We start from the raw sequence: 25537 nt of genomic DNA on the forward strand, positions 1-25537 counted from the left end.
CGGCGCCTCAGGGCCGTGCCATGAGGGCGAGCAGCTTGGCGCGCTCCTCGTCATCAAAAGGCGTGGCCTTGCGCAGGGTGCGATCCACATTCACGGTGATCGCCCGGCCCGTGACGATGGCGCGCTCGCCATCGAACAGCCCCTGCCCGAACACCACCGCCGAGCGGCGCACCTCGACGATCCGGCAGCCCGCGTCCGGTGTTCCGGGATAGTTCAGCTCGCCGATGAAATCGCTCTCGAGATGCACCAGCATGTAGGTGCGCTGTTCATTGCGAACCAGCGGTGTGCGCTCTTCGATAAAGCGGTTGCGCGCATTCTCCAGCAGCGCCAGCAACGCCAGATTGTTGACGTGCCGGTTCTGGTCGAGATCGGCGATGCGCAGGCTTTCGCGCGTGAAGAAATCGAACGCGGCGCGCTGGCGCAGGTCCGGTGTGGTGGGGGTGTCCATCAGATCCTCAATAGGTGGTCGGCCAGGTGGCGAGGCGGCGCAGCCCGATGCCGCCGGAAGGCCGGCGGGTGTGCAGCGCGCGCATGCGGATCAGCCAATCCCGCGTCTCGTAGGGGGCGATCACCGTCTGTGCCATGAAGGCGTTGGCGAGTGCGTAAGCGGACGTGTCGCGGGTCAGCTCGGCCTCAAGCTCCGCATAGCGTTCCGGGGTCTGGCCGGGCTTCAGGCGGTGCAGCACGTTCATGGCCGGCTGGCGACCCATGAGGCTCACCTCGGCGGTGAACCACGCCGCCATCTCGTCGCAGTATCCGGCCCCCATGTTGAGATGGGCCTGGCCATAGGACTTGCGCATGATGACGCTCAGCTTCGGCACGGTGGCCGCGCCCAGCGCCTGCAGGTAATTCATGATCTTGCCCGGCATCTTCTGCCGCTCGCCGGCGGCGCCCACCAGGAATCCGGGCGTATCTGCGAAGGTGATGAGCGGGATGTTGAAGCTGTCGCACAGGACGATGAAGCTCACCACCTTGTCGCAGGCATCCGCATCGAGCGCTCCGCCCTTGTGCTGGGGATTGATGGCGATGACGCCCACCGTCTCCCCGGCCAACCGGGCAAGGCCGGTGAAAGCCACCGGCGCGAACCGTTCCTTCAGGGGAAACAGGGTGCCGGCGTCGAAGATCACCTCCAGCAGGCGCTTCACGTCATAGGTGCGCTTCGGGCTTTCCGGCAGCAGGTCCAGAAGCCGCATCTGGTCGCCTCCCGGCGCGCCGGGGGCGATGCGCGGCGGCAGTTCCTGGCCGTGGGAGGGCATGTAGGACAAAAACCGCTTGATGAGGTCGATGGCCTCCTCGTCCGTGTCCACGGCGCGGTCCACCACGCCGGTCACCTGGGTCTGCACCTCCCAGCCGCCGAATTCGCGCGGGTCGGCCGCCTCGGCCAGCGCCACCGAAGTGACGTGCTCGCTCGACACCGCCAGCACCGCGCCTTTGCGCATCACCACGAAATCGGACATGGAGGCGTAGAAGGAGCCATCGCCATAGGTCAGGCCCAGCACCGCCGCCGCCCACGGGGACGAGCGATCGCGCCACAGTTCCGAATGCTCGCCCGCCCGGTGCAGCCCCTGGCCACCCATGATGTCCGGGATGCGCGAGCCGGCGCATTCGTTGAGCAGCACCAGCGGCACGCCATTCTTCGCCGCATTGGCCTTGGCATGGTGGAACTTCTTGTCACCGATGGCGGAAGTGGAGGCGCCGAGGGTGGTGAAATCCGCCGCATGCACCACCACCGGCCGCCCGTCCACGCTGGCGGTGCCGCTCACATAGCCGTCGCCAGCGGAGCGCGCCTCATCCTCGGGACGGATGGAGACGGCGAGCTGCCCCCATTCGCTGAAGCTGCCGTCATCGCTCAGATGGGCGACACGCTCGCGGGCGTTCAGGATGCCCTGCGCCTTGCGCTCCTCCAGCCGCTTGGCGGAACCCATGGCCAGCGCCCGCGCGCGCCGGCGCTCCAGCTCTTCGATCTCGTTTTGAAACGCCATCTCACTCAATCCATGCCACGATCTGATCCGCAGCCACCGGATCCGCCGGCTGCACCAGCACCTCGCTCACCCGGCCGGCCTTCGGCGCCAGCACGGGGATTTCCATTTTCATGGATTCGATGACCATCAACTCCTGATGCTCTTCGACGCTGTCGCCCACCGCCACCAGCACCTGCCAGACGGAGCCCGACACTTCTGAAATCGCTGAGGTTTTGCTCATCGGTTCAACTTTCTTCACGAGCCGGCCCCTGTGGGATCGGCGGCAGAGGGAAACGGCTACTTGCCGAAGATCAGGTCCGGCAGCCACAGCGACAGGAACGGCACATAGGTGACCACCATCAGCAGCGCGAACAGCAGCAGTTGCAGCGGCAGCACGCCCTTGGTGACGACGCTGAGCGGCGTTTTCGCCACGTTCGAGAGCACGAACAGGTTGAGGCCCACCGGCGGGGTCAGCAAGGCCAGCTCCATGTTGATGGTGATCACCACCGCGAAATGCACCGGATCGATGCCCATGGGCTTCAACAGCGGCACCAGGATCGGCAGCGTGATCAGCATGATGGAGATGGCCTCCAGGAACATGCCCATGACGAGCAGGATCACGTTGATGATCAGCAGGAACTGCCAGGGCTGCAGGCCGCTCTCGCCAATGGTCCGCACCACGCTGCCGGGCACGCCGGAGGCGGTCAGCCATTGGGCAAAGGCGAGCGCGGTGGCGATGATGATGGTGATCACCGCCGCCCCCTGCACGGAATCGCCGATCTCCGAGAGGCAATCGCGCCACGTGAAGCCCTTGTAGTAGAAGAGCGCGATGATCAGGGCCATGGAGGCCGCCACCACCGATGCCTCGGTCACCGTGGTGAAGCCGCCATAGATGCCCACCGCGATCACCACCGGCAAAGACAGGGCCGGCAGCGCGTGAAGAGTGACCTTCACCGCTTCCGCACGGTCGCGTCGCGGCTCGCGCGGCAGCTTGTAGCGATGGGCGTAATACATGGAATAGGCAACGAAGATCGTGGCCTGGATCAACCCCGGCACCACACCGGCCAGGAACAGGCGCGGCACCGATTCTTCGGCGATCAGCGCGAACAGGATCATGGCGAGGCTGGGCGGAATGAGGATGCCCAGGGTGCCGGACGAGGCCAGAACGCCCAGCGTGAACGGCATGGGATAGTTCCGCTCCTTCATGGCCGGAACCAGGATGCCACCCATGGCCACCGCGGTCGCCACCGACGAGCCGCAGATGGCCCCGAACAGGGCGCAGGCCACCACCGCGACGATGGCGAGCCCGCCGCGCACCTGCCCCACCCACAGGCTCACCATGTCGATGAGCGCCTTGGCCACCCCGCCCTTCTGCATGAAGGAGGCGGCCATGACGAAGAACGGCACCGCCAGCAGGGTCTCGGAATTCAGCCCGTCGAGCATGCGCTGGAACGCGCCGATCACCGGATCGCCGTTGATCGCGTACATGAAGACGGCGACCGAGCCGAGCACCAGATAAAGCGGCATGCCGATGGCGAGCATCGCGAAGAAGACGACGCCGAAAAGCTGGATCGACATGGCTCAGATCTCCACCGCGGTGTGGAGCGCCATGGTCTTCTCGTCAAAGCGCATGAGATAAGCCCAGAAACGCTGGACATAGCGCAGCAGCAGCAGCGCGCCGCCCACCGGCGCCGCCGAATAATAGATCCACAGCGGGAAAGCGAGGCCGGTGGGGCTGCGCTCGTCCAGATCGAAGGCGTCGAAGGTGATCTTCCAGCCATACCAGATGAGGCAGACCGAGAAGATGATGCCCACCAGGCAGTTGATCAGCTCGAACCAGCGCTGGGTGCGCACCGAGAGGTGGGAGATGACGAAATCGGCGCGGATGTGGGAATCGACGCGCACCAGTTCGCTCACCCCCACGAACATGGCCCACACGAGCATGTAGACCGCAACCTCGGCGAACCAGGTGATGGCATAATCCCGGAACAGCCACAGGGAAATGATCTGATAGGAATACATCGCCAGCGCGACAGCGCCGATGATGCCGATGAAGAGCCGCTGCGCCTTGGCGATCATGAGCGCTCGACCTTTCGCAAACGAAGTGGAAAAGCCCCGTCGGGCAGCCGGCCGAAACCGGATGCCAGACGGGTCAGGTGAAGCGGCTCAGGTGTTCTGCTTCAGCGCGGAGAGCGCCATCTTGACGAGCTCGGGATTGATCTTGAGCTTGGGCACGAGTTCATCCTGGGTGGACATCAGGCCCTTGCGGATGTCGTCGAGCAGGGACTGCTCGGGGCGCACCACCGTCACCCCATTGGCGGCCAGCGTGTCGAATGCCTTCTGCTGCGCCGCCGTGGTCATGGCGCGGAACTCGGTGATGTGGTCGGCCCAGCTGCCGATCAGCAGATCCTGCAGCGGCTTCGGCAGCTTGTCATAGGAGCCCTGCGCGATGACGGGGATATATTGGTGGAAGAACTGGCGCTCCACCACCGTGCACTTGATGCCCGAATCCCACAGCTTCGAGGAGGCGACGCCGGCCGAATTGGAATACATGGCGACGAAATTACCCTGGCTCAGGGCCATGGGCACCTCGGCCCAGGGCACCAGCACCGGGTCGCCACCGAAATAGCGGATCCGCGCCTCGGTGCCGGCGCCGCCGAAGCTGCGCACGCGCAGGCCCTTCAGATCGAGGCTGGAACCGATCATGCGGGTGGCATGGGTGTCGCTGTAGCCGTGATCCAGCCACTTGCCGATCACCTTCACCTTCAGCTTGTCTTCGAGCTGCTTGTTGATGGCCTGGCCCACCGCCCCGTCGCTGACGGGGTGCATGGCCGGCTGCGGCACGCCGAAGAACATGGGCAGAAGGAAGATGTCGTTGTTGGGGTCGATGCCACCCAGCACCCAATTGCCCGGCATGGCCATGTCGATGGCGCCCTGGCGCAGGGCCCGCGGCACGTTCACATCGTTGAACAGCTGAGCCGAATGGAACAGCTCGATATCGAGTTCGCCATTGGACTCCTTCTTCAGCATCTCCAGCCACTTGGTGACGACCGCGTGGCGGTGGTGGCCGGGCGCGTCATCGGTGGACATCTTGAATTTGAAGACGGTCTGGGCGCGGGCGCCGATGGCCGGCATGGCCAGGCTGGCACCCACGGCGGCGGATGCAGCGAGGAGGCCTCGCCGCGACAGTTTGAAGGTGTCCATGTTCCCCTCTTCTTTCGGTCGATCTGGAAATCGTCGTTGGAACTGGAAGTGCCGGCTGATGCCGTTTCTTTTTTCAGGATCGGCCGCGATGCCGCGACCGAGAGCACATGGAACCGGCCAGACGCGGCGCGGTCGGCGCAACCGCCTGCGGATGACACCGCAGGCCTACGCATTCACACATTGGCGAAATCACATGCCGATCAGATCGGCCTTCTTCAGCATGGCGCTGAACATGCGGATGGAGGCGACATCCACCATGGTGCCGTCCACCTGGATGGCGCCGAGCCCCTGGGCCTCGGCGTCCTTATAGGCGGCGGCGAGCTTGCGGGCCCGCGCCACCTGGTCCTTGTCGGGGGTGAAGACCGACAGCGCCCACTCGATCTGCGCGGGATGGATCGCCCACTTGCCCACGCAGCCCAGGGTGAGGGAGCGGGAAGCCTCCTCGGTGTAACCGGCCGGATCACGGAAATCCGCATAGGGCCCGTCCACCGCATCGATGCCGGCGGCGCGGCAGGCCATCACCATGCGGAAGCGCGAATAGTGCCACACGTCGCCGGGATAGGGCCCCACCTTGCCATCGGGGGTGATGAGCACCCCCATGGAGGCGGAAAAATCCCCCATGCCGAAGATTAAAGCCTCCAGACGCGGCGACGATTTCGCAATCGCCTCGACGTTCTGGAGGCCCTCCACCTCCTCAATCAGGGCTTCGAGGCCGATGGATTTGGTGAGGCCGAGGTCCTGCTCGATCTGGCTCAGCAGGGTGTCGGCAAACAGGATGTCGGAAGGGGTCTTCACCTTCGTCATCATGAAGGTGTCGATATTTTCCCGCGCGCCTTCCACCACCTCGAGAATGTCGCGGTAGGTGTATTTGGTGGACAGGTCGTTGATGCGCACGCAGCGGGTCTTGCGCCCCCAGTCGAGGGTATTGAGGGCCTCGATGATATTCTTGCGGGCCGCCGCCTTCTGGCTGGGCGCCACCGCGTCTTCCAGATCGAGGAACACGTGGTCGGCATCGGAGGCCGCGGCCTTGCGGATCATCTTTTCCGACGAGCCGGGAACGGCGAGCTGGACGCGCCGCAGGCGCTGGGGACGAGTGCTCATGCTGCAGTCTCTGGGGTGGGAGTGCGGGGCCGGCCGAAGGCGCCGGCGGTCTTCAGGCGGGCGACGGCATCGGCGGAAAGGCCCGCTTCCGCCAGCACCGCCTCGGTGTGCTCGCCGAGCAGCGGCGCCCGGCGCCGGATGCCACCGGGCGTCGCCGTCATCTTCACCGGCGTGCCGGCGAGGGTGACGGGCGTGTCCATGCCCGGCTGCTCCACGGCGACGATCATCTCGCGGGCGGCGAAATGGGGATCGGCCATGATGTCGGCAACGTTGTAGACGGGACCAAACGGGATCTTGCCGCCCAGCAGGTCCAGCAGCTCTTTCTTGCTGCGAACCCCGGTGAAGGCGGAGAGGATCCCGATCAGCGCCACCCGGTTCTCATAGCGCCCTTCCCAGGTGGAAAAACGCGGGTCGGCGGGCAGCTCCGGCATGGCGAACAGCCGGCACAATTCGCCGAACATGCGGTCGTCATAGGCGGTGATGGTGCACCAGCCGTCCTTGGTGGGGAAGGTACCGAACGGGCAGAGGAAGGGATGCTGGTTGCCCTGCGGCACCGGCACCATGCCGCCATAGGCATATTGGTGCAGCACCCGCTCGCACAGGGCGAGAATGGAATCCACCATGCTCACGTCCACCAACTGGCCCTCGCCCGTGCGTTGCGCATGGTGCACGGCGCAGACGATGCCGAAGGCGGCCAGCATGGCCGGCACGATGTCGCCCACCCCCGGCCCGATCTTGGTGGGCTCGCCATTCTCCGTGCCGGTGATGGCCATGATGCCACCGAAGGCCTGGGCCACCACGTCATAGGCCGGCCAGTCTCCATAGGGACTGGGCAGGGTGCGCGGATCACCAAAGCCGCGGATGGTGGCATAGACGAGCTTGGGGTTGCGCGCCTTCAAGGTCTCGTAGGACAGGCCGAGCCGCTCCATCACGCCAGCCCGGTAGTTCTCGACGATCACATCGGCGCCGTCGATCAGCTGCAGCAGCACGTCGCGCGCCTCGGCCGATTTCAGATCGAGGGTGATGGAGCGCTTGTTGCGGTTCACCGAGGCGAAATAGCCGGCGAAGGCCTTGAGCTGATCGTCCGGATGGAACGGCCCGAAGGTGCGGGTGACGTCGCCATCGGGCGGCTCAACCTTGATCACGTCGGCGCCCTGGTCGGCCAGCATCTGGGTGCAATAGGGACCGGCCAGGAAGTGCGTCATGTCGATGACGCGCAGATCGCCGAGCGCACCGAGCGCCACAGCCGGGGGGCTCATGCCGGCCTCCAGTGGCTGGCCCGCTTCACCAGCACCCGGCGCACGCATTCGCACACCACCACATTGTCCTGGTTCACGCCGAAGTGGCGGAAGGTGACGATGCCGGCATCCTCCCGCTCGGCCTCCTCCTTGGCCACCACCTCGGTGTAGGCATAGAGCGTATCGCCATGGAACACCGGCGATTTCAGCCGCAGGCCGGTCATGCCGATCTCCGCCAAAGCATTCTCCGCCGTATCCTGGCTGGCCATGCCGACGACGAGGGCGGTGGTCACGCCGCCGAACACCACGCGCCTGCCGAACGGCGCGGTCTTCATCATGTGCTCGTCGAAATGGCCGGCGGCAGTGTTCATGACGAGGTTGGTGATGAGCACGTTCTCCAACGGCTCCACGGTCTTGCCGCGGGCATGCTTCATCACGGCGCCCACCTCGAACGCCTCGAAATAGCTGCCCGGCGCGGTGAGGGTCGCAACAGTCGCGCGATCCATCTCACATCCTCCCCAGAAGGCTGTCGGAGATGACCCGCAGCTGGATCTCGGAGGTGCCCTCGAACACCTTGGTCAGGCGCGCGTCACGCCAATAGCACTCCACCGCGTGATGGGTGGTGTAGCCGGCGCCGCCATGGATCTGCAGCGCGTCGGAGGTCACCCGCTCGGCCATCTCGCTGGCGATATATTTGGCCATGGAGGCCTCGCGGTCACAGCGCACGCCGGTGTCGATCTGGTTGCACACGAAATGCGTGAACTGCCGGCAGGCCTCCACTTCGGTGGCCATGCGGGCGATCTTGAAGCGGGTTTCCTGGAAGGCGGCGATGGGCTGGCCGAACTGCACCCGTTCCTTGGAATAGGTGATGGCGTCTTCCAGCCCCGCCCGGGCGACACCCACGGCCCGCGCCGCCGTCTGGGCGCGGGCGCTTTCCAGCCCCTGGGTGGCGTAATAGAAACCCTTGCCTTCCTCACCGATCATGTTTTCGGCGGGAATGCGGAAATTGTCGAAGGCCAGCTCATAGGTCTTCATGCCGAAATAGCCGATTTTCGGAATGGGAGATCCGGCCATGCCTTCGGGGAACTCACCCCGCTTCTTCTCGAAGATGAACATTGACAGGCCGAGATGCCGCTTTTCCGGCGGCGCCTTGGAGGTGCGCGCCACCAGGATGATGAAATCGGCTTCTTTCGCGAAGGTGCACCAGTATTTGTTGCCGGTGACGAGATAGCTGTCGCCGTCCTTCACCGCGCGGGTAGTCATGGAGGCCACGTCGGAGCCGGCGCCCGGCTCGGACATGGCGAAGGCGCCCACCATCTCGCCGGCGGCCATCTTGGGCAGGAAGTGCTTGCGCTGGGCCTCGCTCATCTGGTGGCTGCCGATCAGCAGGTTGCCGCGCACGATGATGGAGCCCACCGACATCCAGCCGCGCGCCAGCTCCTCGGAGACGAGGCAATATTCAAAGCAGCCGAGGCCGAGGCCGCCGTATTCCTCCGGAATGAGGATGCCGAAATAGCCGAGCTCACCCAGCTTGTCGCGCAGCGCCATGGGGATGTCCGCCCGCTCGGGATCGAGCTTGTTGGCGAGCGGGATCACCTCGCGGCGGGTGAACGCGCGGGCATGCTCCTGAATGGCGCGCCGCTCTTCGGTCATATAGGTCATTGAGCCGTTTCCTGCTGGGCGTTTTCCGCTCCCGCATCCTGGCGGGGCCTGGCGCGCGGAACCATGTTGGTGCGCACGAACGAGATCACCCGCTCACCGCGCTGGTTAAAGCCCTCGGTGTGCCAGGTGGCGATGCCCATCATGGCGTTGGACGAGGACTCCCGCAGGCCGGTGACCGTGGAGCGAGCGGTGAGCGTGTCGTCAGGATAGACCGGCGCCTCATAGGCAAGGTCGTCGACCCCGAGAAACGCTCCGCCCACCTCCGAGAGGTCCTCCACCGAGAGGCCGAGAACCAGGGTGAACACCATGAGCGGGTTCACCGGTGTCTCGGGGTGGCCGAGCGCGATTGCATACTCGCGATTGAAGTAGAGCGGGTTGAAGTGCAGCGTGAGGGTGGAGAACAGCGCTGCCTCGGAATTGCGCAGCGTGCGCCCCCAATGGTGCTCAAAGCGGCGACCGATCTCGAACGCCTCGAAGTGGTTGCCTTTGGGAACAGGCACCGCGGTTTTCAGGAAATCACTCGTCATATCAAACGCGAAGCCTCCAGCCACACGCGTGACCCCGGCCCGCAGGCCGCGCCGAATCTGCGTGCCCAACATTTAGACACATTAAATTCAGTGCACTCAGTTTGATGTGATGAAACAAAATGTCAATGGCTGATATTTTGATGAGATCGAAACTTGACAGGAAATTTTCGATCACACTAATTGTCGTGAGGAGACCCCGGGAGGCCGGCGCGCAGGGGCGTTGAGTGACTCATCCGGGGATGGAAAGACGACCGTGAAAGACACATCGAAGGCCACGACGGCCAAGCAGAAGGCGGCGACGGCCGCGACCCGCCCGGTGGATGCCACCGGGGCCGAGGGCGCGGCGCCCGATCACGCCAAGGCAAACGACAGCAAGACGCACGAAAGCCGGGCGGACGAGACCAAATCGAAAGCCGGGAAGACGAAGGATATTGAGGCCAAGGCTGCGAGCGAGCCGGTGACTGCCGCCCAGCCTGCCGACACCTCGGAGCCGAGTGCCGACGACATCCATGCCGAGGCCGACGCCCGGGTGGGCGCGGTGGTGCGCGCCGAGCGACTGCGCCGCGGCTGGTCGCTGGGCAAGCTCGCCGAACAGGCCATGATCTCCACCGGCATGCTGAGCCAAATCGAGCGCGGCCTTGCCACCCCCTCGCTGCGCACCCTGCGGCTGCTGGCCGGCGCCCTCGATGTGCCCATCACCCAGTTCTTCGAGGGCGACAATGTTCCGCCCACGGCCAACCCGTTCATCGTGCGTGCGAACGAGCGGCATTGCCTGAACCTCACCACCACCGGCATCAACAAGATGTTCCTGATGCCGCCCGGCTCCAGCCTGATGGAGATGTGGGAGTTCCGCTTCGCCCCCGGCGGCACTTCCGGTGGCGCCCTCTACAACCACAATGGCGAGAAGGCCGGCGTAGTCATCAAGGGCCGCATAAAGCTGCTGATCGGCGATGACACCTATGTGCTGGAGGAAGGCGACAGCTTCCGCTTCTCCAGCATGCTGCGCCATCGCGTGGACAATGATTCCGACGAGGAGGCGCGGGTGATCTGGGTGGTCACCCCGCCGGCATCGGGAGGCCGCGCGCCCTCCCGCCAGTAGCGGCCCGGCGGGCTCCTCCGCCGCCCCACATCGCTGAACGCAAGGCTGACCCGATGAAGAAAATTCTCGTGGCCAATCGGGGGGAGATTGCCCGCCGGATCTTCCGCTCGTGCCTCCAGCGCGGCCTGGCGACGGTGGCCGTCTATTCCGAGGCGGACGCCGGCGCCGCCCATGTGGCGGAAGCGGACGAAGCCGTTCTGCTCGGCCCCGCCGCCGCGCGCGAGAGCTATCTGAAGGGCGACGCCGTCATCGCCGCCGCACTCCGGTGCGGGGCCGATGCCCTCCATCCCGGCTATGGCTTCCTGGCGGAAAATGCGGATTTCGCCGCTGCCGTTATCGCCGCCGGCCTCACCTGGATCGGCCCCGCGCCGCAGACCATCCGCGCCATGGGCGACAAGCAGCGCGCCCGCGAAATCGCGCAAGCCGCCGGCGTGCCCGTGGTGCCCGGCAGCGCCCGTTTCGAGGGCACCGCGGAGGGCTGGCAACAGGCCGCCGACGCGGTGGGTTATCCGCTGCTGGTGAAGGCGGCGGCGGGCGGCGGCGGCATCGGCATGCGCCGGGTGGATGCCGCCGAAGGGCTCGCCGCCGTGGTGGCCGCCACCCGCTCCATGGCGGCCCGCACCTTCGGCGACGGCACCATTTATTTCGAGCGTTTCGTGCCCACCGCCCGCCATGTGGAGGTGCAGGTGTTCGGCTTCGGCGATGGCCGCGCGGTGCACCTGTTCGAACGCGACTGCTCGCTGCAACGCCGGTTCCAGAAGGTGATCGAGGAGAGCCCCGCCCCTGGCCTGCCAGCCGCGGTGCGATCCGCCATGGCGGACGCCGCCGTACGGCTGTGCGCGGCCACCGGATATGCCGGCGCCGGCACCGTGGAATTCATCTTCGACGTGGAGAAGGAAACCTTCTTCTTCCTGGAGATGAACACCCGCATCCAGGTGGAACATCCGGTGACGGAGATGGTCACCGGCCGTGATCTGGTGGGCCTGCAGCTCGATCTTGCCTCAGGCGCCCTCGCGCCCTTCGACCAGGACAGCGTGGCAACCTCCGGACACGCCATCGAATGCCGGCTCTATGCGGAAGATCCCGCCCGCAATTTCCTGCCCTCCCCCGGCATGCTCAGCACCTATGCGGAACCGCCCGCCGCACCCGGCCTGCGGGTGGATTCAGCCTATCGCGAAGGCGATGCCATCACCCCCTTCTATGATCCCATGATCGCCAAGCTCGTCATCCACGGCGAGACGCGCGACGCGGCGCGCCTGCGCGCCATCGAGGCCCTCAAGGCCTTCATGGTGGAGGGCCCCACCACCAACAAGGCCTTCCTGATCGCCTGCCTCGAAGACCCGGAATTCGCCGCTGGCCGCGTCGATACCGGCTTTATCGAGCGTCGCCGCGCCATGCTGATCCCGCCGCGTCCCGCGGCCGCCTGAGCGCCGACGTCCTTTCCCCTCCCACACAGCGGAAGCCCAATATGAGCAGCACGCCCATCGAACGCCTCGGCATCGGCCCTCGCATGTCCCAGGTCAGCATCCATGGCGGTGAAACCGTCTATCTGGCGGGACAGGTGGCCAAGGAAAAGGCCGGCGCCTCGATCCGCGAGCAGACCGAGGAAATTCTCGGCAATGTGGAGCGCCACCTCGCCTCCGTCGGCTCCAGCAAGGAGCGCATCCTGCAGGCCACCATCCTGCTCGGCGACATGGCCTCCTTCGATGAGATGAACTCGGTTTGGGATGCCTGGATCCCGCAGGGCCACACCCCCGGCCGGGCCTGCTACGAGGCCAAGCTGAACCGTCCGGCGCTGGGCGTCGAAGTCATCATCGTCGCGGCACGCTGAGCGCAGGCGGTCATGGCTCATCCCAGCTCCCACCTTCTCGACTTCTATATCGACGGCGCCTGGCGCGCCCCGGCCTCCGCAGAGCGCGTCGCGCTCATCGACCCGGCGACCGAGGCGCCCATCGGCAGCGTCGCCTTGGGCGACGAACAGGATGTGGATGCGGCCGTGGCCGCCGCCCGCGCGGCCTTCGCCCGCTTCAGCACCACCCCCGCCGCCGAGCGGGTGGCGCTGCTGGAGCGCATCGCCACACTCTACGAGGCTCGCCTCGACGACCTGGCCACGGCCATCTCGCAGGAGATGGGCGCGCCCAAGCGCATCGCCAGGCGCGCCCAGGCGGCCGCCGGCCTCGCCCACCTGCGGCAGGCCGCGGAGGCGCTGCGCGGCTTTGATGGGGAAGAGCAGATGGGCACCACCCGCGTGGTGCGCGAACCCATCGGCGTGTGCGCCCTCATCACCCCCTGGAACTGGCCGATGAACCAGATCGGCTGCAAGGTGGCGCCGGCGCTCGCCGCCGGCTGCACCATGGTGCTGAAGCCCAGCGAGGAAGCCCCGCTTTCCGCCCTCCTGTTTGCCGAAATCCTGCATGAGGCCGGGGTGCCAGCGGGCGTGTTCAACCTGGTGAACGGCACCGGCGCCGGCGTCGGCGCCGCCCTGTCGCGCCACCGGGATGTGGACATGGTGTCTTTCACCGGCTCCAACCGGGGCGGCGTCGCGGTCGCCCAGGCGGCGGCGGAGAGCGTCAAGCGGGTGCACCAGGAACTGGGCGGCAAGTCCCCCGCTTTGATCCTCGACGATGCGCCGCTGGACAAGGCGGTGAGCGCCACCCTCAAGGGCGCCTTCCTCAACAGCGGCCAGAATTGCGACGCGCCGACCCGCCTGTTGGTGCCCCGCGCCCGCCTCGCGGAGGCCGAAGCCGTGGCCCGCCAGACCGCCGAAGCGATGATCGTCGGTCCGCCCGGCGATGACGCCACCGTCATGGGCCCGGTGGTGAATGCCCGCCAGTTCGCCCACATCCAGGCGCTGATCGCCGATGGCCTCGCGGCCGGCGCCCGGCTCGTCACCGGCGGCCTTGGCCGCCCGGACGGGCTCGACGTGGGCTTTTACGTGCGGCCCACCGTGTTCTCCGGCGTCGACAATGCCATGCGCATCGCCCGCGAGGAGATCTTCGGCCCGGTCGCCTGCCTCATCCCCTATGACCATGAGGAAGAGGCGATCGGCATTGCCAACGACACCGCCTATGGCCTCTCCAGCTACGTCTGGTCGGCGGATCTCGATCGCGCCCGCCGCGTCGCCCGGCGCATCCGCGCCGGCATGGTGCATCTCAACGGCGCCTTCTCCGATTTCGCCGCCCCGTTCGGCGGCTACAAGGCGTCCGGCAACGGCTCGGAATGGGGCCGCTACGGCCTTGAGAGCTATCTGGAAGTCAAATCCATCTTCGGCCACGGCTGATATCCTTGCTCCCCGCCCGCCTGCGGCCGGGGGCCGCGCGGGCATCCCACCTGGCTTCAGGAGCCCGCGTCATGAGCTTTACCGACAAAGTTGTGGTGATCACCGGCGGCGGCCAGGGCATCGGCCGGGCCTATGCCCTGGCCTTCGGCAGCCGCGGTGCCGCCATCGTCATCGCCGACACCAATCTTGCAGCCGCCACGGCGGTTGCGGACGAGGTGAAGGCGGACGGCGGCAAGGCCATCGCGGTGGCCACCGACGTGTCCGACGAGGCCAGCACCCGCGCCATGGCGGACGCCGCCAAGGCCGCCTTTGGCTCCATCGACATCCTCATCAACAATGCGGCGGTCTTCTCCACCCTCACCCTGAAGGGGTTCGAGGAGATCTCGGTGGAGGAGTGGGACCGCATGTTCGCGGTCAACACCCGCGGCGTGTTCCTGTGCGCCAAGGCGGTGGCGCCGATCATGAAGCAGAACCGCTACGGCAAGATCATCAACATGTCGTCGGTGGTGGTGGATACGGGCCGGCCCGGCTACGCCCATTATGTGTGCTCCAAGGGCGCCGTGGTGGCGCTGACCCGGGTGCTCGCCACCGAGCTCGGGCCATTCGACATCAATGTCAACGCCATCAGCCCCCACGGCATCGCCACCGAGGTGCCGCGCAAGACCATCACAGAAGACCAGTGGGCGGGGGTGATCGCCTCCCAGGCCATCCGCAAGAAGGGCGGGGTCAAGGATATGATCGGCATCGCTTTGTTCCTCGCCTCCGATGACAGCCACTACATCAGTGGCCAGATCATCGGCCTCAACGCCGGCGCCCACTACAACTGAGCGCCAACGGCGGGGAGCACGCGATGGAGACGCCGCAGGATGCCCCTGGCGCCGGCTCGACCGGCGCCCTCGCCACCTTCATCACTTCGGCGGAGATCCCGGCTGAGGTGACGGCGCGGGCCATCCCGCTGCTGCTCGATACCCTGGCCGTGACCCTGGCGGGCGGGCGCGAGCCGGCGGCGCTGCAGCTGGCCGCCACCCTGCCCAGGGATGGATCGGTGGCCGGCACGCCGTCCTTCTGGGCGCCGCTCACCTACCGGGCGGACGACGCGGCGCTACTGTTCGGCGTCGCGAGCCACGTGCTCGATTATGACGACGTGAGCATGCTGGCTCTGTGCCATCCCAGCGCGCCGGTGCTCGCAAGCCTCCTGCCGCTGTCGTGCGGCCAGTCCGGCCGGGCGATCCTTGCCGCCTTCGCGGTGGGCACCGAGGTGATGATCCGGGTGGGCGAAGCCATGGGCTTTCAGCCCTATGGCCTCGGCTTCCACGCCACCGCCGTTCTCGGCCCCCTCGGCGCGGCGGCCGCCGGCGCCCGCCTCATGGGGCTCGATGCCCGCCAAGCCGGCCACGCCTTAGCCATGGCCGCCAGCCTCGCCGGCGGCATCCGGGCCAATTTCGGCACGCCGGTGAAATCCCTGCATGTGGGGCTGGCCGCCGCCCATGGCCTCAAAGCGGTGCAATGGGCGACCGCCGGCGTCACCGGCGCTCAGGAGGCCTTCGACGGGCCGGTGGGCTTTCTCCATGCGTTCTCCGGCGGGGAAACGTCCGGGCTGGGCGCCATCCGCCTCGGCGCGCCGTTCGCGCTGGTGGAGCCGGGGTTTGAGCAGAAGCGCTATCCGTGCTGCTACATGCTGCACAAGATCGCCGAGGCCACCCTCGCCTTGCGCCGCGCCCACGGGCTGGATCTTACCACGGTGCGCGCCGCTCACGTGGAGATGCCGCCCGGCGGCAGCGGCCCGCTGATCCATCCCTTTCCGCGCACCGGGCTCGAGGCGCTGTTCAGCGGGCCCTATTGTGTCGCCGCCGCGCTGGCCGATGGGGAGATCACCCTGGCGAGCTTCACCGATGAGCAGGTCATGCGGCCGCCGATCCAGGCCCGCCTGCACGACATCACCCTCGCCGAGCGCCCAGGCGCCGCACTCTCCGGCGCCGCCATCGCCCACGCGCCGGTGATGGTGCGGATCACCACCGCCACCGGGCAGAGTTTGTCCCACACGGTGACCCTTCCGCCCGGCTCGCCGGCCGATCCGGTCACCCCCGCGCAATTGCGCGCCAAATGGCGGGACTGCCTGCTGCGGGCCGCGCCCCATGCCGATGCGGAGACGGTGGAGCAATTGTTCGAACAGGGGCTGCGGCTGGGGGAGATGGCGACCCTCTCCCCCTGGCTGTCGGAGCTGCGCGCGACCCTCGCCCGCCCGGGCTGAAGGGCCGCGCCGCCCGCATCACGCCGCACGGGCGATGGCTCCGGCGAGGATCTCCGCCATCTCGCCGATCTGCGCCGGCGTGACGATCAGCGGCGGCGACAAAGCGATGATGTCGCCGGTGACGCGGATCAACAGGCCCTTGGCGAGGCAGTCCACGAACACGTCATAGGCGCGCGCTCCCGGCGCGCCGGGCCGGGACTCCAGCTCGATGCCCGCGACGAGGCCGATGGTGCGGATGTCCGACACATGGGGCGCGGCTTTCAGGCCGTGCATGGTGTCCGCCCACAGATCGGCCAGGCCGGCGCCACGGGTGAGCAGGCCCTCTTCCGCATAGATGTCGAGGGTGGCGAGACCGGCGGCACAGGCCACCGGATGGCCGGAATAGGTGTAGCCGTGGAACAGCTCGATGGCCTCCACCGGCCCCTGCATCATCGCATCATGCACCGCCCGGCTCACGAACACCGCACCCATGGGCACGGCGCCGTTGGTGATGCCCTTGGCGGTGGTCACGAGATCCGGCACCACGCCGAAATAGTCGGTGGCGAAGGGCGCGCCCAGGCGACCGAAACCTGTGATGACCTCATCGAAAATCAGCAGGATGCCGTATTTTTTGGTGATCTCCCGCAGCCGCTCCAGATAGCCCTTGGGCGGCAGCAGCACGCCGGTGGAACCGGCCATGGGCTCGACGATGACAGCGGCGATGGTATCCGCCCCATGCAGGCCCACCAGGCGCTCCAGATCGTCCGCCAGTTCCACCCCATGCTCGGGCAGGCCGCGCACGAAGCGGTTGCGGGCGGGATCATGGGTGTGGCGCAGGTGATCCACCCCCGGCAGCAGCGGGCCGAAGGTGCGCCGGTTGTTGACGAGGCCGCCCACCGAGATGCCGCCGAAGCCCACCCCGTGATAGCCGCGCTCGCGGCCGATGAGCCGGGTGCGGGTGCCCTGGCCAATGGCGCGCTGATAGGCGAGCGCGATCTTCAGCGCCGTATCCACCGATTCCGAACCGGAGCCGGTGAAGAAGACGCGGTCGAGCCCCGCCTCCGGCCCGCCGGGGGCGATGGCCGCGAGCCGTTCGGCGAATTCAAAGGCGAGCGGATGGCCCATCTGGAAGGAGGGCGCATAATCGAGGGTGGCGAGCTGCCGCCCCACCGCCTCGGCGATGCTGGCGCGGCCGTGGCCGGCGTTCACGCACCACAGGCCCGCCGTGCCATCCAGCACCTTCGCCCCGTCCACGGTGGTGTAATACATGCCCTCGGCCGCAGCCAGCAGCCGCGGCGCCGCCTTGAACTGGCGGTTGGCGGTAAAGGGCATCCAATAGGCATCGAGCGGGGCGGCGTTGGACAAGGCGGGCTTGGGGGCAGCGGTCATCGGAAGGTCTCCTTCGCGGCCAGCAGATCCGGTTCGCGATTTGCCAACAAGTCCTTTTCTTGATTCCCACAACCTACTGATTTCTAATGATCGTGATCGCATCTGTTGCGGATCTTGAACGCGTGAAACAGGGGGATGCCATGGAGATGGATGTGGGCGCGCGGCTGCGCTTCGTGCGCACCCGGCATGGCCTCTCCCAGCGGGCCCTCGCCAAGCGCGCCGGGGTCACCAATTCCTCCATCTCGCTGATCGAATCCAATGCGGTGAACCCCTCGGTGGGGGCGCTGAAGCGCATCCTCGACGGCATCCCCATCGGCCTTGCGGAATTTTTCGCTCTGGAGCCGGAGAAGCCCACCCAGGTGTTCTATGCGGCCGAAGAATTGGTGGAGATCGGCAAGGGCGCCATCTCCTATCGCCAGATCGGCGACAGCCTGTTCGGCCGGGCCCTGCAGATCTTGAAGGAGCACTACGCCCCCGGTGCCGATACCGGCCGGGTGCCCCTCGCCCACGAGGGGGAGGAAGGCGGCATCATCCTGTCCGGCCGGCTGGAGGTGACGGTGGATGGCGAGCGGCGCATCCTCGGGCCGGGCGACGCTTATTATTTCGAGAGCCGCCGGCCCCATCGCTTCCGCTGCGTGGGACCCGAGCCGTGCGAGCTGGTCAGTGCCCTGACCCCGCCGAGCTTCTGACCCCCCAACGCAAGATCGCGCCGGGCGGGGTGCCCGGCGCGATCTCATGTTTCTCAGGCGCAACCGTCAGCTGGCGGCGGTCACCTTGCCCTGGCGGATGTCCTCGGCGATGGCGGCGGGGTCGCGCTCCTCGGCCGGGCCATAGCCGCCGGCACCCGCCATCTCGAAGCGCAGCACGTCGCCGGCGTTGAAGCGGCGGGTGAATTTGGAGGGCAGAGGCTCCGCCGCCGCCGTGCCCGGATTGAGAATGGAGCGGGCATGGGCGCCGCCCTCACCGCCGAACAGGCCGAAGGGCTGGGACTTGAAACGATCGGAGCGCACCTGCACCTGCACGTCGTCCGCCAGCAGCCGATACTGCCGCACCAGGCCGAGCCCGCCGCGATAGCGCCCGGCGCCGCCGGTATCCGGCAGGAAGCCGTATTCGTCGATCCGCAGCGGGTTTTCCGCCTCGATCAGCTCCACCGGCACATTGGCGAGATTGCCGATGCAATAGGGGCCGGCATCCTGCCCATCGGCATCGGGCCCGCCGCCGAGGCTGGTGTTGTTGTGGAATTCCAGATGCAGGAAGCGCCGGCCCGCCCCGTCCGCCCCGGAGGCGGCGATGGCGAATTCCGAGCCGCCGGCACAGGCCGGCATGCGGCCGGGCAGCAGCAGCGCCAGGGCCCCGAGCACGATGGAGCGCAGCCGGAAGCCCACCTGCCCGCGCGAGCCCACCGCCGCCGGGAAGCTCACGTCCACGAAGGTGCCCGGCCGGGTGTTCACGGTGATGGCGCGATAGAGCCCCGCATTGTTGGGGATCTGCGGGCCGAGCACGGTGCGGATGGCGGCATAGGTGCAGGAAACGGCGAAGGCCCGGTTGCAATGCACCGCCCCGCCCTTGTCATCGTCGGTCTGCGAAAAATCGGCGATGATCTCGCTGCCCTTTTTGGTCAGCTTCAGGTGGATGCGGATGGGCCCGTTGCCGACGCCGTCGTCATCGTTCCACTCCACGAACTCCACCTCGCCGTCGGGCAGCGCGGCGATGTCGGCGCGGGTCAGGGTCTCGGCGTAATTGATGAGGTCGTCGAGATAGGCTTCGAGCACGTCGGGCTGCCAGCTGCGGGCGAGCTTCTCCACCTCGGCGGCGGCGGCGTCCAAAGCGGCGAGCTGGGCCCGCACATCGCCCATCACCCGGTCCGGCACGCGGGTATTGAACGCGATGATGCGCATGAGGGTCTCGTTGGGCACCCCCTTTTGCACCATCTTCACCGGCGGAATACGCAGCCCCTCCTCGAACACCTCCATGCTGTCGGCGGCATTGCCGCCGGGCACCCGGCCGCCGAGGTCCGAATGGTGCAGGATGAGGCTGACGATGGCCACCCGCCGGCCGTCCACATAGACCGGCTTGAAGGTGAAGATGTCGTTCAGGTGGCTGCAGCCCGAATAGGGATCGTTGCTGGCCAGCACGTCGCCTTCATGGATGTCGTCGCCGAAATGGGCGAGGCAGGCTTCCAGCGCCGGCATCACCACGCCAAGATGCACCGGCACGGCGAGGCCCTGGGCCACCAGCCGGCCCTGCGCGTCGCAGACGGCGGCCGAGAAGTCCATGGAGTTCTTAACGTTGGAGGTGCGCGCGGTGCGCGTCACCATCACCAGCGCGTTGTCGGCGGTGGTGACCAGGGCGTTCTTGAGGAGCTCCCGGCGCACCGGATCAATGGTGATCATGTTTCTCTCCTCAAGCGGGGCGGCGCGTGAGCACCACATTGTTCCAGTCGTCGATGGCCGCATCCCAGCCGGGCAACACCACCACCGTAGTGTCGTATTCCTCGATGATGAGCGGGCCGGCGATGGGGCGCGCGGTGAGGGCGCGGCGCGGCATCACCGGCGTTTCGATCCAGCCGGCCTCGCCAAAGAAGGCGCGCCGCGCGGTCTGGGCGGCGGTCTTCTCGGCGCCACGCTGCACATGGTCGGGCATGCGCGGGGCTTCCGGCACGCCGTGGCACACCAGCTTCAGGGACACGAACTGGATCGCCTCCCCCGGCGAGGCATAGCCGAACACAGCACGGTGCTCCGCATGGAAGGCGGCTTCCAGCTCCGCCAGGGCATTCTCGCCCTCCGGCACCGGCAGGGTGAGCGGCGCGGTCTGGCCGAGGTAGCGCAGATTGGCGAACAGGGCGAGATGACGCCGGCTCGCGTCCCGGAAGCCCTCCGAGAGCAGCATCTCCACCCCGCGCGCCACCAAAGGCGCGGCGGCGGCATCGAGGGCGGCGCGGTCCACCTCGGCGAGGCGCTTGTAGAAAGCCGCCACCAGTTGGTGCTCCACATCGGCGAACAGCATGCCCAGGGCGCTGAACAGGCCGGCCACCGGCGGCACCACGATGCGCGTCATGCCGGCGGCATGGGCCAGGGTGCAGGCATGCACCGGCCCGTTCCCGCCGATGGCGAGCATGGTGTACTGGGAGGGATCGCGCCCCTTCTCAGAGGACACACCGCGCAGGGCGCGCAGCATGGTGGCATCGGCGATGGCATGGATGCCGTAAGCAGTGTCGGTGATGGAGAGCCCCACCTTCTCGCCCAGGGCCGCCATGGCCGTCCGCGCGCCCTCAATGTCGAGGGAGAGCTCGCCGCTCACCAGGGCCTTCGGGTTGAGATAGCCCAGCAGCAGATTGGCGTCGGTGACGGTGGGGTCGGTGCCGCCCCGGCCATAGGCCACCGGGCCGGGCTCGGCGCCGGCGCTGCGCGGGCCCACCAGAAGGCCGCCGGCGGCATCGCTGGCGGCGATGGAGCCGCCGCCCGCCCCCACCTCGGCGATATCGATAGTGGGCACCTGCACCGGATAGCCGGCGCCCTTGATCATGCGCGTGCCGAGCGCGGCGCCGCCGCCCACCTCGGTCTCGGGGCAGAGCGAGAAGGCGTGCTGCTCGATGACGGTGGCCTTGGCGGTGGTGCCGCCCATGTCGAACACCAGCATGTCGCCCACGTCGATCTTCACGCCCAGCCGCTGGCCGCCCAGCACGCCGGCGGCGGGGCCGCTCTCGATGATGTCGATGGGCTGGCGCGCCACCACGTCGCCGGGGGAAATGCCGCCGCTCGACTGCATGATCATCAGCGGCGCGGTGATGCCGAGCCGGTCGAGCCGCGCCTTCAGGGCATCCACATAGCGGCCCACCACCGGGCGGATATAGGAATTCACCACCGTGGTGCTGGTGCGCTCGTATTCACCGAGCTGCGGCAGCAGGTCCACCGAGGCGGTCACCGGCACGCCGGGCAGGCGCTCGGCCAGGATCGCCGCCGCCTCGCGCTCGTGGCTGGCATTGACGTAGGAATTGATGAAGGTGACGGAGACCGCCTCCACCCCTTCCGCCTTCAGGGTGGCGGCCGCTGCCTCCAGGCTGTCGCGGTCGAGGGGGATCAGCTCGGCGCCACCGGCGTCGATGCGGCCTTCCACCTCCAGGCGCAGGCGCCGCTCCACCAGGGGATCGGGCTTGCGATAATGGATGTCGTAGAGGCGTGGGGTGCGGTAGCGGCCGATTTCCAGCACGTCGCGGAAGCCGCGGGTGGTGACAAGGCCCACCTTGGCGCCCTTGCGCTCGATGATGGTGTTGGTGGCCACGGTGGTGGCGTGCACGAACTCGCCGATGTCGGCCGCGTCCACCGACAGCTCGGCGAGCAGCGCCGAGACGCCGGTTTCGATGCCCTGGCTGTAGTCCTTCGGCGTCGAAAGCACCTTCTTGCTGAAGATGGTGCCGTCATCCCGCATCAGCACGACATCGGTGAAGGTGCCCCCGATGTCCACACCGAGGCGATAGGAAGTCCGCTTCATGTTGGTTCCGTCGATGTTTGAACGGGCTCAGCGCAGCCGCGCGCCCGCGGGGATGGGCCACACATGGGCGATGCGCCCGTCGCGTATGGCGTAGATTTCGCTGTGGAGATGCACGGTGGTGTCGGCATAGCCCACCACGTAGCGCAGCCGATCGCCCACCCGCGGGGTGGCGCTGGGCGCGGCCAGCTCGATCTTGCCGTGCTCGGCGGAAAAGCCCACCTGCGCCACCTGCGGCACATCGAGCGGCACCGGCGTGCCGGCATCGGTGCTCATGGCCTTCTTGCCGGCATCGGTGATGATGCGGGTAGGCGTCGGCCGGCTGGTGACGGTGGCCAGCACCGTCAGCGCATATTCGAGCGGCACGTGGTAGAGGTCGTGATAATGCACGTCGCCGAACAGGATGCCGCCGGCCTGGATCTCGGTGACACCGGGCACGAAGGCCGAGGTGGCATAGGTGCCGGTGCCACCGCAGCTCACGATGTCGACGGGGATGCCCTGGGCCCGGCACAGATCGGCGCTCGCCACCAGGGAGCCCACCGCCGCGGTGATGGCGTGGCGCTTCTCCTCAGGATCAGCGATGCGGGTGGTGTGGCCCTCCCAAGTCATCACCCCGGTGAGACGCAGCGACGGATAGGTGGTGATGACGCGCGCCAGATCGAGCACCGGCGCCCCCGGCAGCACGCCGGCGCGGGCGGTGCCCGTATCCACCTCGATGAACACCCGGAGGACAACCCCGGCCTTGACCGCGGCGGCGGCCAGCGCCGCCACATTGTCCGGCCCGTCCACCGCCACCGCCACGTCGGCGCGGGCCTGCAGGCGCATCAGGCGGGCGATCTTGATAGGGCCCACCACTTGGTTGGCGATGAGGATGTCGGAAATGCCCGCATCCACCAGCATCTCGGCTTCCGAGACCTTGGCGCAGGTGATGCCGATGGCACCCGCCGCCATCTCCAGGCGCGCCATGTCCGGGGACTTGTGCACCTTGCAGTGCGGCCGCCAGTTGACGCCGGCGGCCCGGCAGACGCCGACGATGCTCTGGAGATTGCGCTCCATGATGTCGAGATCCACCAGCAGCGCCGGGGTATCGATGGCGTCGAGGGGGGCGCCGATCAGCTCGGCGAAGCCGCTCACTTCAGCACCTCCGGCCGGCAGGCGAGGAACAGGCTCACCACGTCGCGGGCCTCGTCCAGCGCGTCGAGATTCATCACCGTCGCCTGCAGCGCCGCCACCGGCGCGTCGGGGGCGTTGAAGCCCCAGCGCAGGCAGGAGGCGAATTTGGCGAACACCTCCGCCTCGCTCATGGGCTCCTCGGGGGCGCCCTTCATGGTCTGGCGCTCGGCCACCAGGGTGCGGCCGTCGGCAAGCTCCAGCACCACCCGGGCGGGGGCGATGGCGGTGGGTTCGATATCGGCACCGGCGATGGTGGAGAAGCGGGCGGCGAACGCCACGTCATCGGCGCGGATGCGATCGGGCGTGAAGCTGCCGATCTCCACGCCGCCATCCACCAGCGCGGCGGCGAAGGCATAAGCGGCGTTGAACTGGGCATGCACCACGGGATTGGCATGGGTGCGATCGAACGGCGCGCCGACGATCTTGCGGTTCACCTCGCTCAATTCGATGGTGCCGCGCACGATGTCTTGCGGCTTCACCCCCTGCGCCCGCAGCTCCAGCGCCAGCTGGATGGTGGTGTGCACGCAGCGGCAGCATGGATAGGGCTTCATGGAGAGGTCGCGCACGTGCCAGGACGTGCCGAGCCCCTCGGTGAGAATTTCCGGCTTCACCTCGCCCCGCTCATAGAGCTTGAACAGGCCCGCCTCGCCCTCCAGGAACCGCACCGGACCAGTGATGCCGTTGGCGGCGAGATGGGCGGCGAGCACGCCGGAACGGGCGGCAAAGCCGGGCCCGACCCGCTTCGCCAGCGCCCCGTCGGCGATGAACTGGGTGGTGCCGGACAATTGCACGAAGGCGAGGGCCAAAGCGTTCAGCGTGTGCTCGGCATCGAGCCCGAACACCTTGGCGGCCGCCGCGGCGGCGGAGATGGTGCCGAGCGCCGTGGTGGGGTGCCAGCCCTTCCCCAGCGAATTGTAGCAGGTGAGGCCGAGCCGGCAGAACACTTCCACGCCCACCGCCAGCGCCGTAATCATCTCGCGGCCGGAAACCGGGGTCTCCTTCGCCTCCACCGCCGCCAGCACAGCCGGCAGCACCACGCAGAACACATGCACCCGGGCCGGATCATGCTGGTCGTCGAAATCGAGGCTGTGGGCGGCGGCGCCATTGGCGAGCGCGGCGGTGGCGGGGTTGGCGGTGCGGCCGGTGAGCAGCATCGTCGCCTTTCCGCAGGCCTCCCAGGCCGACAGGGCGGCGGTCAATTCGGCCATGCCCGGCGCCCGCGCCGCGCCGCCGATCACCCCCAGGGTATCGAGGGTGAACAACTTGACGATGCGCACCACATCCGCCGGGAGATCCTCGAAGCTGAGGCCGGCGAGGGTGGTGGCGACGGCCCGTCCGATCGCGGGATCGGCGGGCGGCAGGGGCGTGCGGGCAGCGGGCGTGCGGGCAGGGGTCATCTGGTTCATGGCGTCACGCAGGGATACGGGTTCAGGCGTGGATGTCGTGTCGGAGGAGATCGGAGATCTCCCGCCGCAGGTCCAGGAAGGCGGGATCGAGCTTCATGCTCTCCTGCCGGGGCCGGGCGAACGGCACCACGATTTCCCGCAGCACATGGGCCGGGCGCTTGCTGAACACCAGGATGCGATCGGCGAGGTAGAGCGCTTCCTCGATGCCGTGGGTGACGAACAGCACCATCTTGCGCTCCGCTTCCCAGATGCGGACCAGCTCGTCCTGCAGGATGTCGCGGGTCTGCACGTCGAGGGCGCCGAACGGCTCGTCCATCAAGAGCAGGCTGGGGCGGATGCAGAAGGCGCGGGCGATGCCCACCCGCTGCTGCATGCCGCCGGAGAGCTGGTGCGGCCAGGCGTGCTCGAAGCCGCCAAGGCCGACGAGGTGCAGGTAATGCCGGGCCTGCTCCAGCCGCTCGGCCTTGCCGACACCCATCACCTCCAGCCCGAAGGCGACGTTCTCCAAGGCGGTGCGCCAGGGGAACAGGTCCGCCCCCTGGAACACCATGCCGCGACCGGTGCCGGTCTTGCCGGTGATGTCCTTGCCATCCAGCAGGATGGTTCCGGAATCCGCCGGCACCAGGCCGTTGATGATCTGCAGCAAGGTGGACTTGCCGCAGCCGGAGGGGCCGAGGAGCGCGACGAACTCGCCCTCCTCCACCTCCAGCGACTGATCCACCAGCACCGGTGCGCCGCCGAAGGCCTTGGAGACGTTCTTGACGGAAAGATGAGCCATT

At 67.6% G+C, this 25537-nt stretch carries 24 protein-coding genes; 7 read left to right on the forward strand and 17 right to left on the reverse strand.

Annotation, left to right across the window (positions count from 1 at the left end; genetic code table 11):
* Positions 1 to 7: 7 nt before the first annotated feature.
* From MEU52_RS17755 to MEU52_RS17805, 11 genes are all read right to left on the reverse strand, one after another.
* Positions 8 to 448: an acyl-CoA thioesterase gene (locus MEU52_RS17755; RefSeq protein WP_238123212.1), complete on the reverse strand. Its 441-nt coding sequence runs from the start codon at positions 446 to 448 to the stop codon at positions 8 to 10.
* A 7-nt stretch (positions 449 to 455) separates the two neighbouring features.
* Positions 456 to 1982 carry an acyl-CoA carboxylase subunit beta gene (locus MEU52_RS17760; RefSeq protein ID WP_238123211.1) on the reverse strand — a complete coding sequence of 509 codons (1527 nt, stop codon included), beginning with the start codon at positions 1980 to 1982 and terminating at the stop codon, positions 456 to 458.
* A gap of 1 nt (position 1983) precedes the next feature.
* Positions 1984 to 2220, reverse strand: a complete 237-nt coding sequence (locus MEU52_RS17765) for an acetyl-CoA carboxylase biotin carboxyl carrier protein subunit (RefSeq protein ID WP_238123210.1) — start codon at positions 2218 to 2220, stop codon at positions 1984 to 1986.
* Positions 2221 to 2258: 38 nt separating this feature from the next.
* On the reverse strand, positions 2259 to 3539 hold the full coding sequence (locus MEU52_RS17770; RefSeq protein ID WP_238123209.1) for a TRAP transporter large permease: 1281 nt from the start codon (positions 3537 to 3539) through the stop codon (positions 2259 to 2261).
* Positions 3540 to 3542: 3 nt separating this feature from the next.
* Positions 3543 to 4040, reverse strand: coding sequence for a TRAP transporter small permease (locus MEU52_RS17775; protein WP_238123208.1), 498 nt, complete (start codon positions 4038 to 4040; stop codon positions 3543 to 3545).
* 87 nt (positions 4041 to 4127) lie between these two features.
* Complete coding sequence (dctP, locus tag MEU52_RS17780; protein WP_238123207.1) at positions 4128 to 5165, reverse strand: TRAP transporter substrate-binding protein DctP; 1038 nt, start codon at positions 5163 to 5165, stop codon at positions 4128 to 4130.
* Positions 5166 to 5354: 189 nt separating this feature from the next.
* Positions 5355 to 6266 carry an HpcH/HpaI aldolase/citrate lyase family protein gene (locus tag MEU52_RS17785; RefSeq protein WP_238123206.1) on the reverse strand — a complete coding sequence of 304 codons (912 nt, stop codon included), beginning with the start codon at positions 6264 to 6266 and terminating at the stop codon, positions 5355 to 5357.
* The gene (locus tag MEU52_RS17790; protein WP_238123205.1) at positions 6263 to 7525 is read right to left on the reverse strand and encodes a CaiB/BaiF CoA transferase family protein; all 1263 of its coding nucleotides are present in this window, start codon (positions 7523 to 7525) and stop codon (positions 6263 to 6265) included. Before MEU52_RS17790 ends, MEU52_RS17785 begins: the two co-directional genes overlap by 4 nt.
* On the reverse strand, positions 7522 to 8010 hold the full coding sequence (locus tag MEU52_RS17795) for a MaoC family dehydratase (protein WP_238123204.1): 489 nt from the start codon (positions 8008 to 8010) through the stop codon (positions 7522 to 7524). Before MEU52_RS17795 ends, MEU52_RS17790 begins: the two co-directional genes overlap by 4 nt.
* A gap of 1 nt (position 8011) precedes the next feature.
* Positions 8012 to 9166, reverse strand: coding sequence for an acyl-CoA dehydrogenase family protein (locus MEU52_RS17800; RefSeq protein WP_238123203.1), 1155 nt, complete (start codon positions 9164 to 9166; stop codon positions 8012 to 8014).
* Positions 9163 to 9666, reverse strand: coding sequence for a MaoC family dehydratase (locus MEU52_RS17805; protein WP_238123202.1), 504 nt, complete (start codon positions 9664 to 9666; stop codon positions 9163 to 9165). Before MEU52_RS17805 ends, MEU52_RS17800 begins: the two co-directional genes overlap by 4 nt.
* 280 nt (positions 9667 to 9946) lie before the next feature.
* Between MEU52_RS17805 and MEU52_RS17810 the strand changes: the two genes are divergently transcribed.
* From MEU52_RS17810 to MEU52_RS17835, 6 genes are all read left to right on the forward strand, one after another.
* On the forward strand, positions 9947 to 10792 hold the full coding sequence (locus MEU52_RS17810) for a helix-turn-helix domain-containing protein (protein WP_238123201.1): 846 nt from the start codon (positions 9947 to 9949) through the stop codon (positions 10790 to 10792).
* 53 nt (positions 10793 to 10845) lie between these two features.
* On the forward strand, positions 10846 to 12219 hold the full coding sequence (locus MEU52_RS17815; RefSeq protein WP_238123200.1) for an acetyl-CoA carboxylase biotin carboxylase subunit: 1374 nt from the start codon (positions 10846 to 10848) through the stop codon (positions 12217 to 12219).
* Positions 12220 to 12260: 41 nt separating this feature from the next.
* Positions 12261 to 12623 carry a RidA family protein gene (locus MEU52_RS17820; RefSeq protein WP_238123199.1) on the forward strand — a complete coding sequence of 121 codons (363 nt, stop codon included), beginning with the start codon at positions 12261 to 12263 and terminating at the stop codon, positions 12621 to 12623.
* 12 nt (positions 12624 to 12635) lie between these two features.
* A complete protein-coding gene (locus tag MEU52_RS17825) occupies positions 12636 to 14072 on the forward strand; it encodes an aldehyde dehydrogenase family protein (protein ID WP_238123198.1) in 1437 nt (478 codons plus the stop codon).
* Positions 14073 to 14143: 71 nt separating this feature from the next.
* Positions 14144 to 14899 (forward strand): SDR family NAD(P)-dependent oxidoreductase, encoded by a 756-nt coding sequence (locus MEU52_RS17830; RefSeq protein ID WP_238123197.1) that lies wholly within the window; start codon positions 14144 to 14146, stop codon positions 14897 to 14899.
* A 23-nt stretch (positions 14900 to 14922) separates the two neighbouring features.
* Positions 14923 to 16323, forward strand: coding sequence for an MmgE/PrpD family protein (locus MEU52_RS17835; protein ID WP_238123196.1), 1401 nt, complete (start codon positions 14923 to 14925; stop codon positions 16321 to 16323).
* An 18-nt stretch (positions 16324 to 16341) separates the two neighbouring features.
* On the opposite strand, the gene MEU52_RS17840 is transcribed toward MEU52_RS17835, so the two are convergent.
* Positions 16342 to 17691: an aspartate aminotransferase family protein gene (locus MEU52_RS17840; protein ID WP_238123195.1), complete on the reverse strand. Its 1350-nt coding sequence runs from the start codon at positions 17689 to 17691 to the stop codon at positions 16342 to 16344.
* A 140-nt stretch (positions 17692 to 17831) separates the two neighbouring features.
* On the opposite strand from MEU52_RS17840, the gene MEU52_RS17845 reads away from it, so the two are divergent.
* Positions 17832 to 18380 carry a cupin domain-containing protein gene (locus MEU52_RS17845; RefSeq protein ID WP_238123448.1) on the forward strand — a complete coding sequence of 183 codons (549 nt, stop codon included), beginning with the start codon at positions 17832 to 17834 and terminating at the stop codon, positions 18378 to 18380.
* Between the two features lie 66 nt (positions 18381 to 18446).
* Here the strand turns inward: MEU52_RS17845 and MEU52_RS17850 are convergent, their stop codons facing one another.
* The 5 genes from MEU52_RS17850 to MEU52_RS17870 are packed head-to-tail and all read right to left on the reverse strand — an operon-like array spanning position 18447 to position 25536.
* Positions 18447 to 20084 (reverse strand): hydantoinase B/oxoprolinase family protein, encoded by a 1638-nt coding sequence (locus MEU52_RS17850; RefSeq protein WP_238123194.1) that lies wholly within the window; start codon positions 20082 to 20084, stop codon positions 18447 to 18449.
* Positions 20085 to 20094: 10 nt separating this feature from the next.
* Entirely contained in the window at positions 20095 to 22182 is a 2088-nt protein-coding gene (locus MEU52_RS17855) for a hydantoinase/oxoprolinase family protein (protein ID WP_238123193.1), read from the reverse strand.
* Positions 22183 to 22209: 27 nt separating this feature from the next.
* Positions 22210 to 23313 carry a DSD1 family PLP-dependent enzyme gene (locus MEU52_RS17860; protein ID WP_238123192.1) on the reverse strand — a complete coding sequence of 368 codons (1104 nt, stop codon included), beginning with the start codon at positions 23311 to 23313 and terminating at the stop codon, positions 22210 to 22212.
* Entirely contained in the window at positions 23310 to 24749 is a 1440-nt protein-coding gene (locus tag MEU52_RS17865; RefSeq protein ID WP_238123191.1) for an MmgE/PrpD family protein, read from the reverse strand. Before MEU52_RS17865 ends, MEU52_RS17860 begins: the two co-directional genes overlap by 4 nt.
* Before the next feature lie 31 nt (positions 24750 to 24780).
* Entirely contained in the window at positions 24781 to 25536 is a 756-nt protein-coding gene (locus tag MEU52_RS17870) for an ABC transporter ATP-binding protein (RefSeq protein ID WP_238123190.1), read from the reverse strand.
* Position 25537: the final 1 nt, after the last annotated feature.

It is taken from the genome of Xanthobacter sp. NM-25, from assembly GCF_022138605.1.
Lineage (GTDB): Bacteria > Pseudomonadota > Alphaproteobacteria > Rhizobiales > Xanthobacteraceae > Xanthobacter.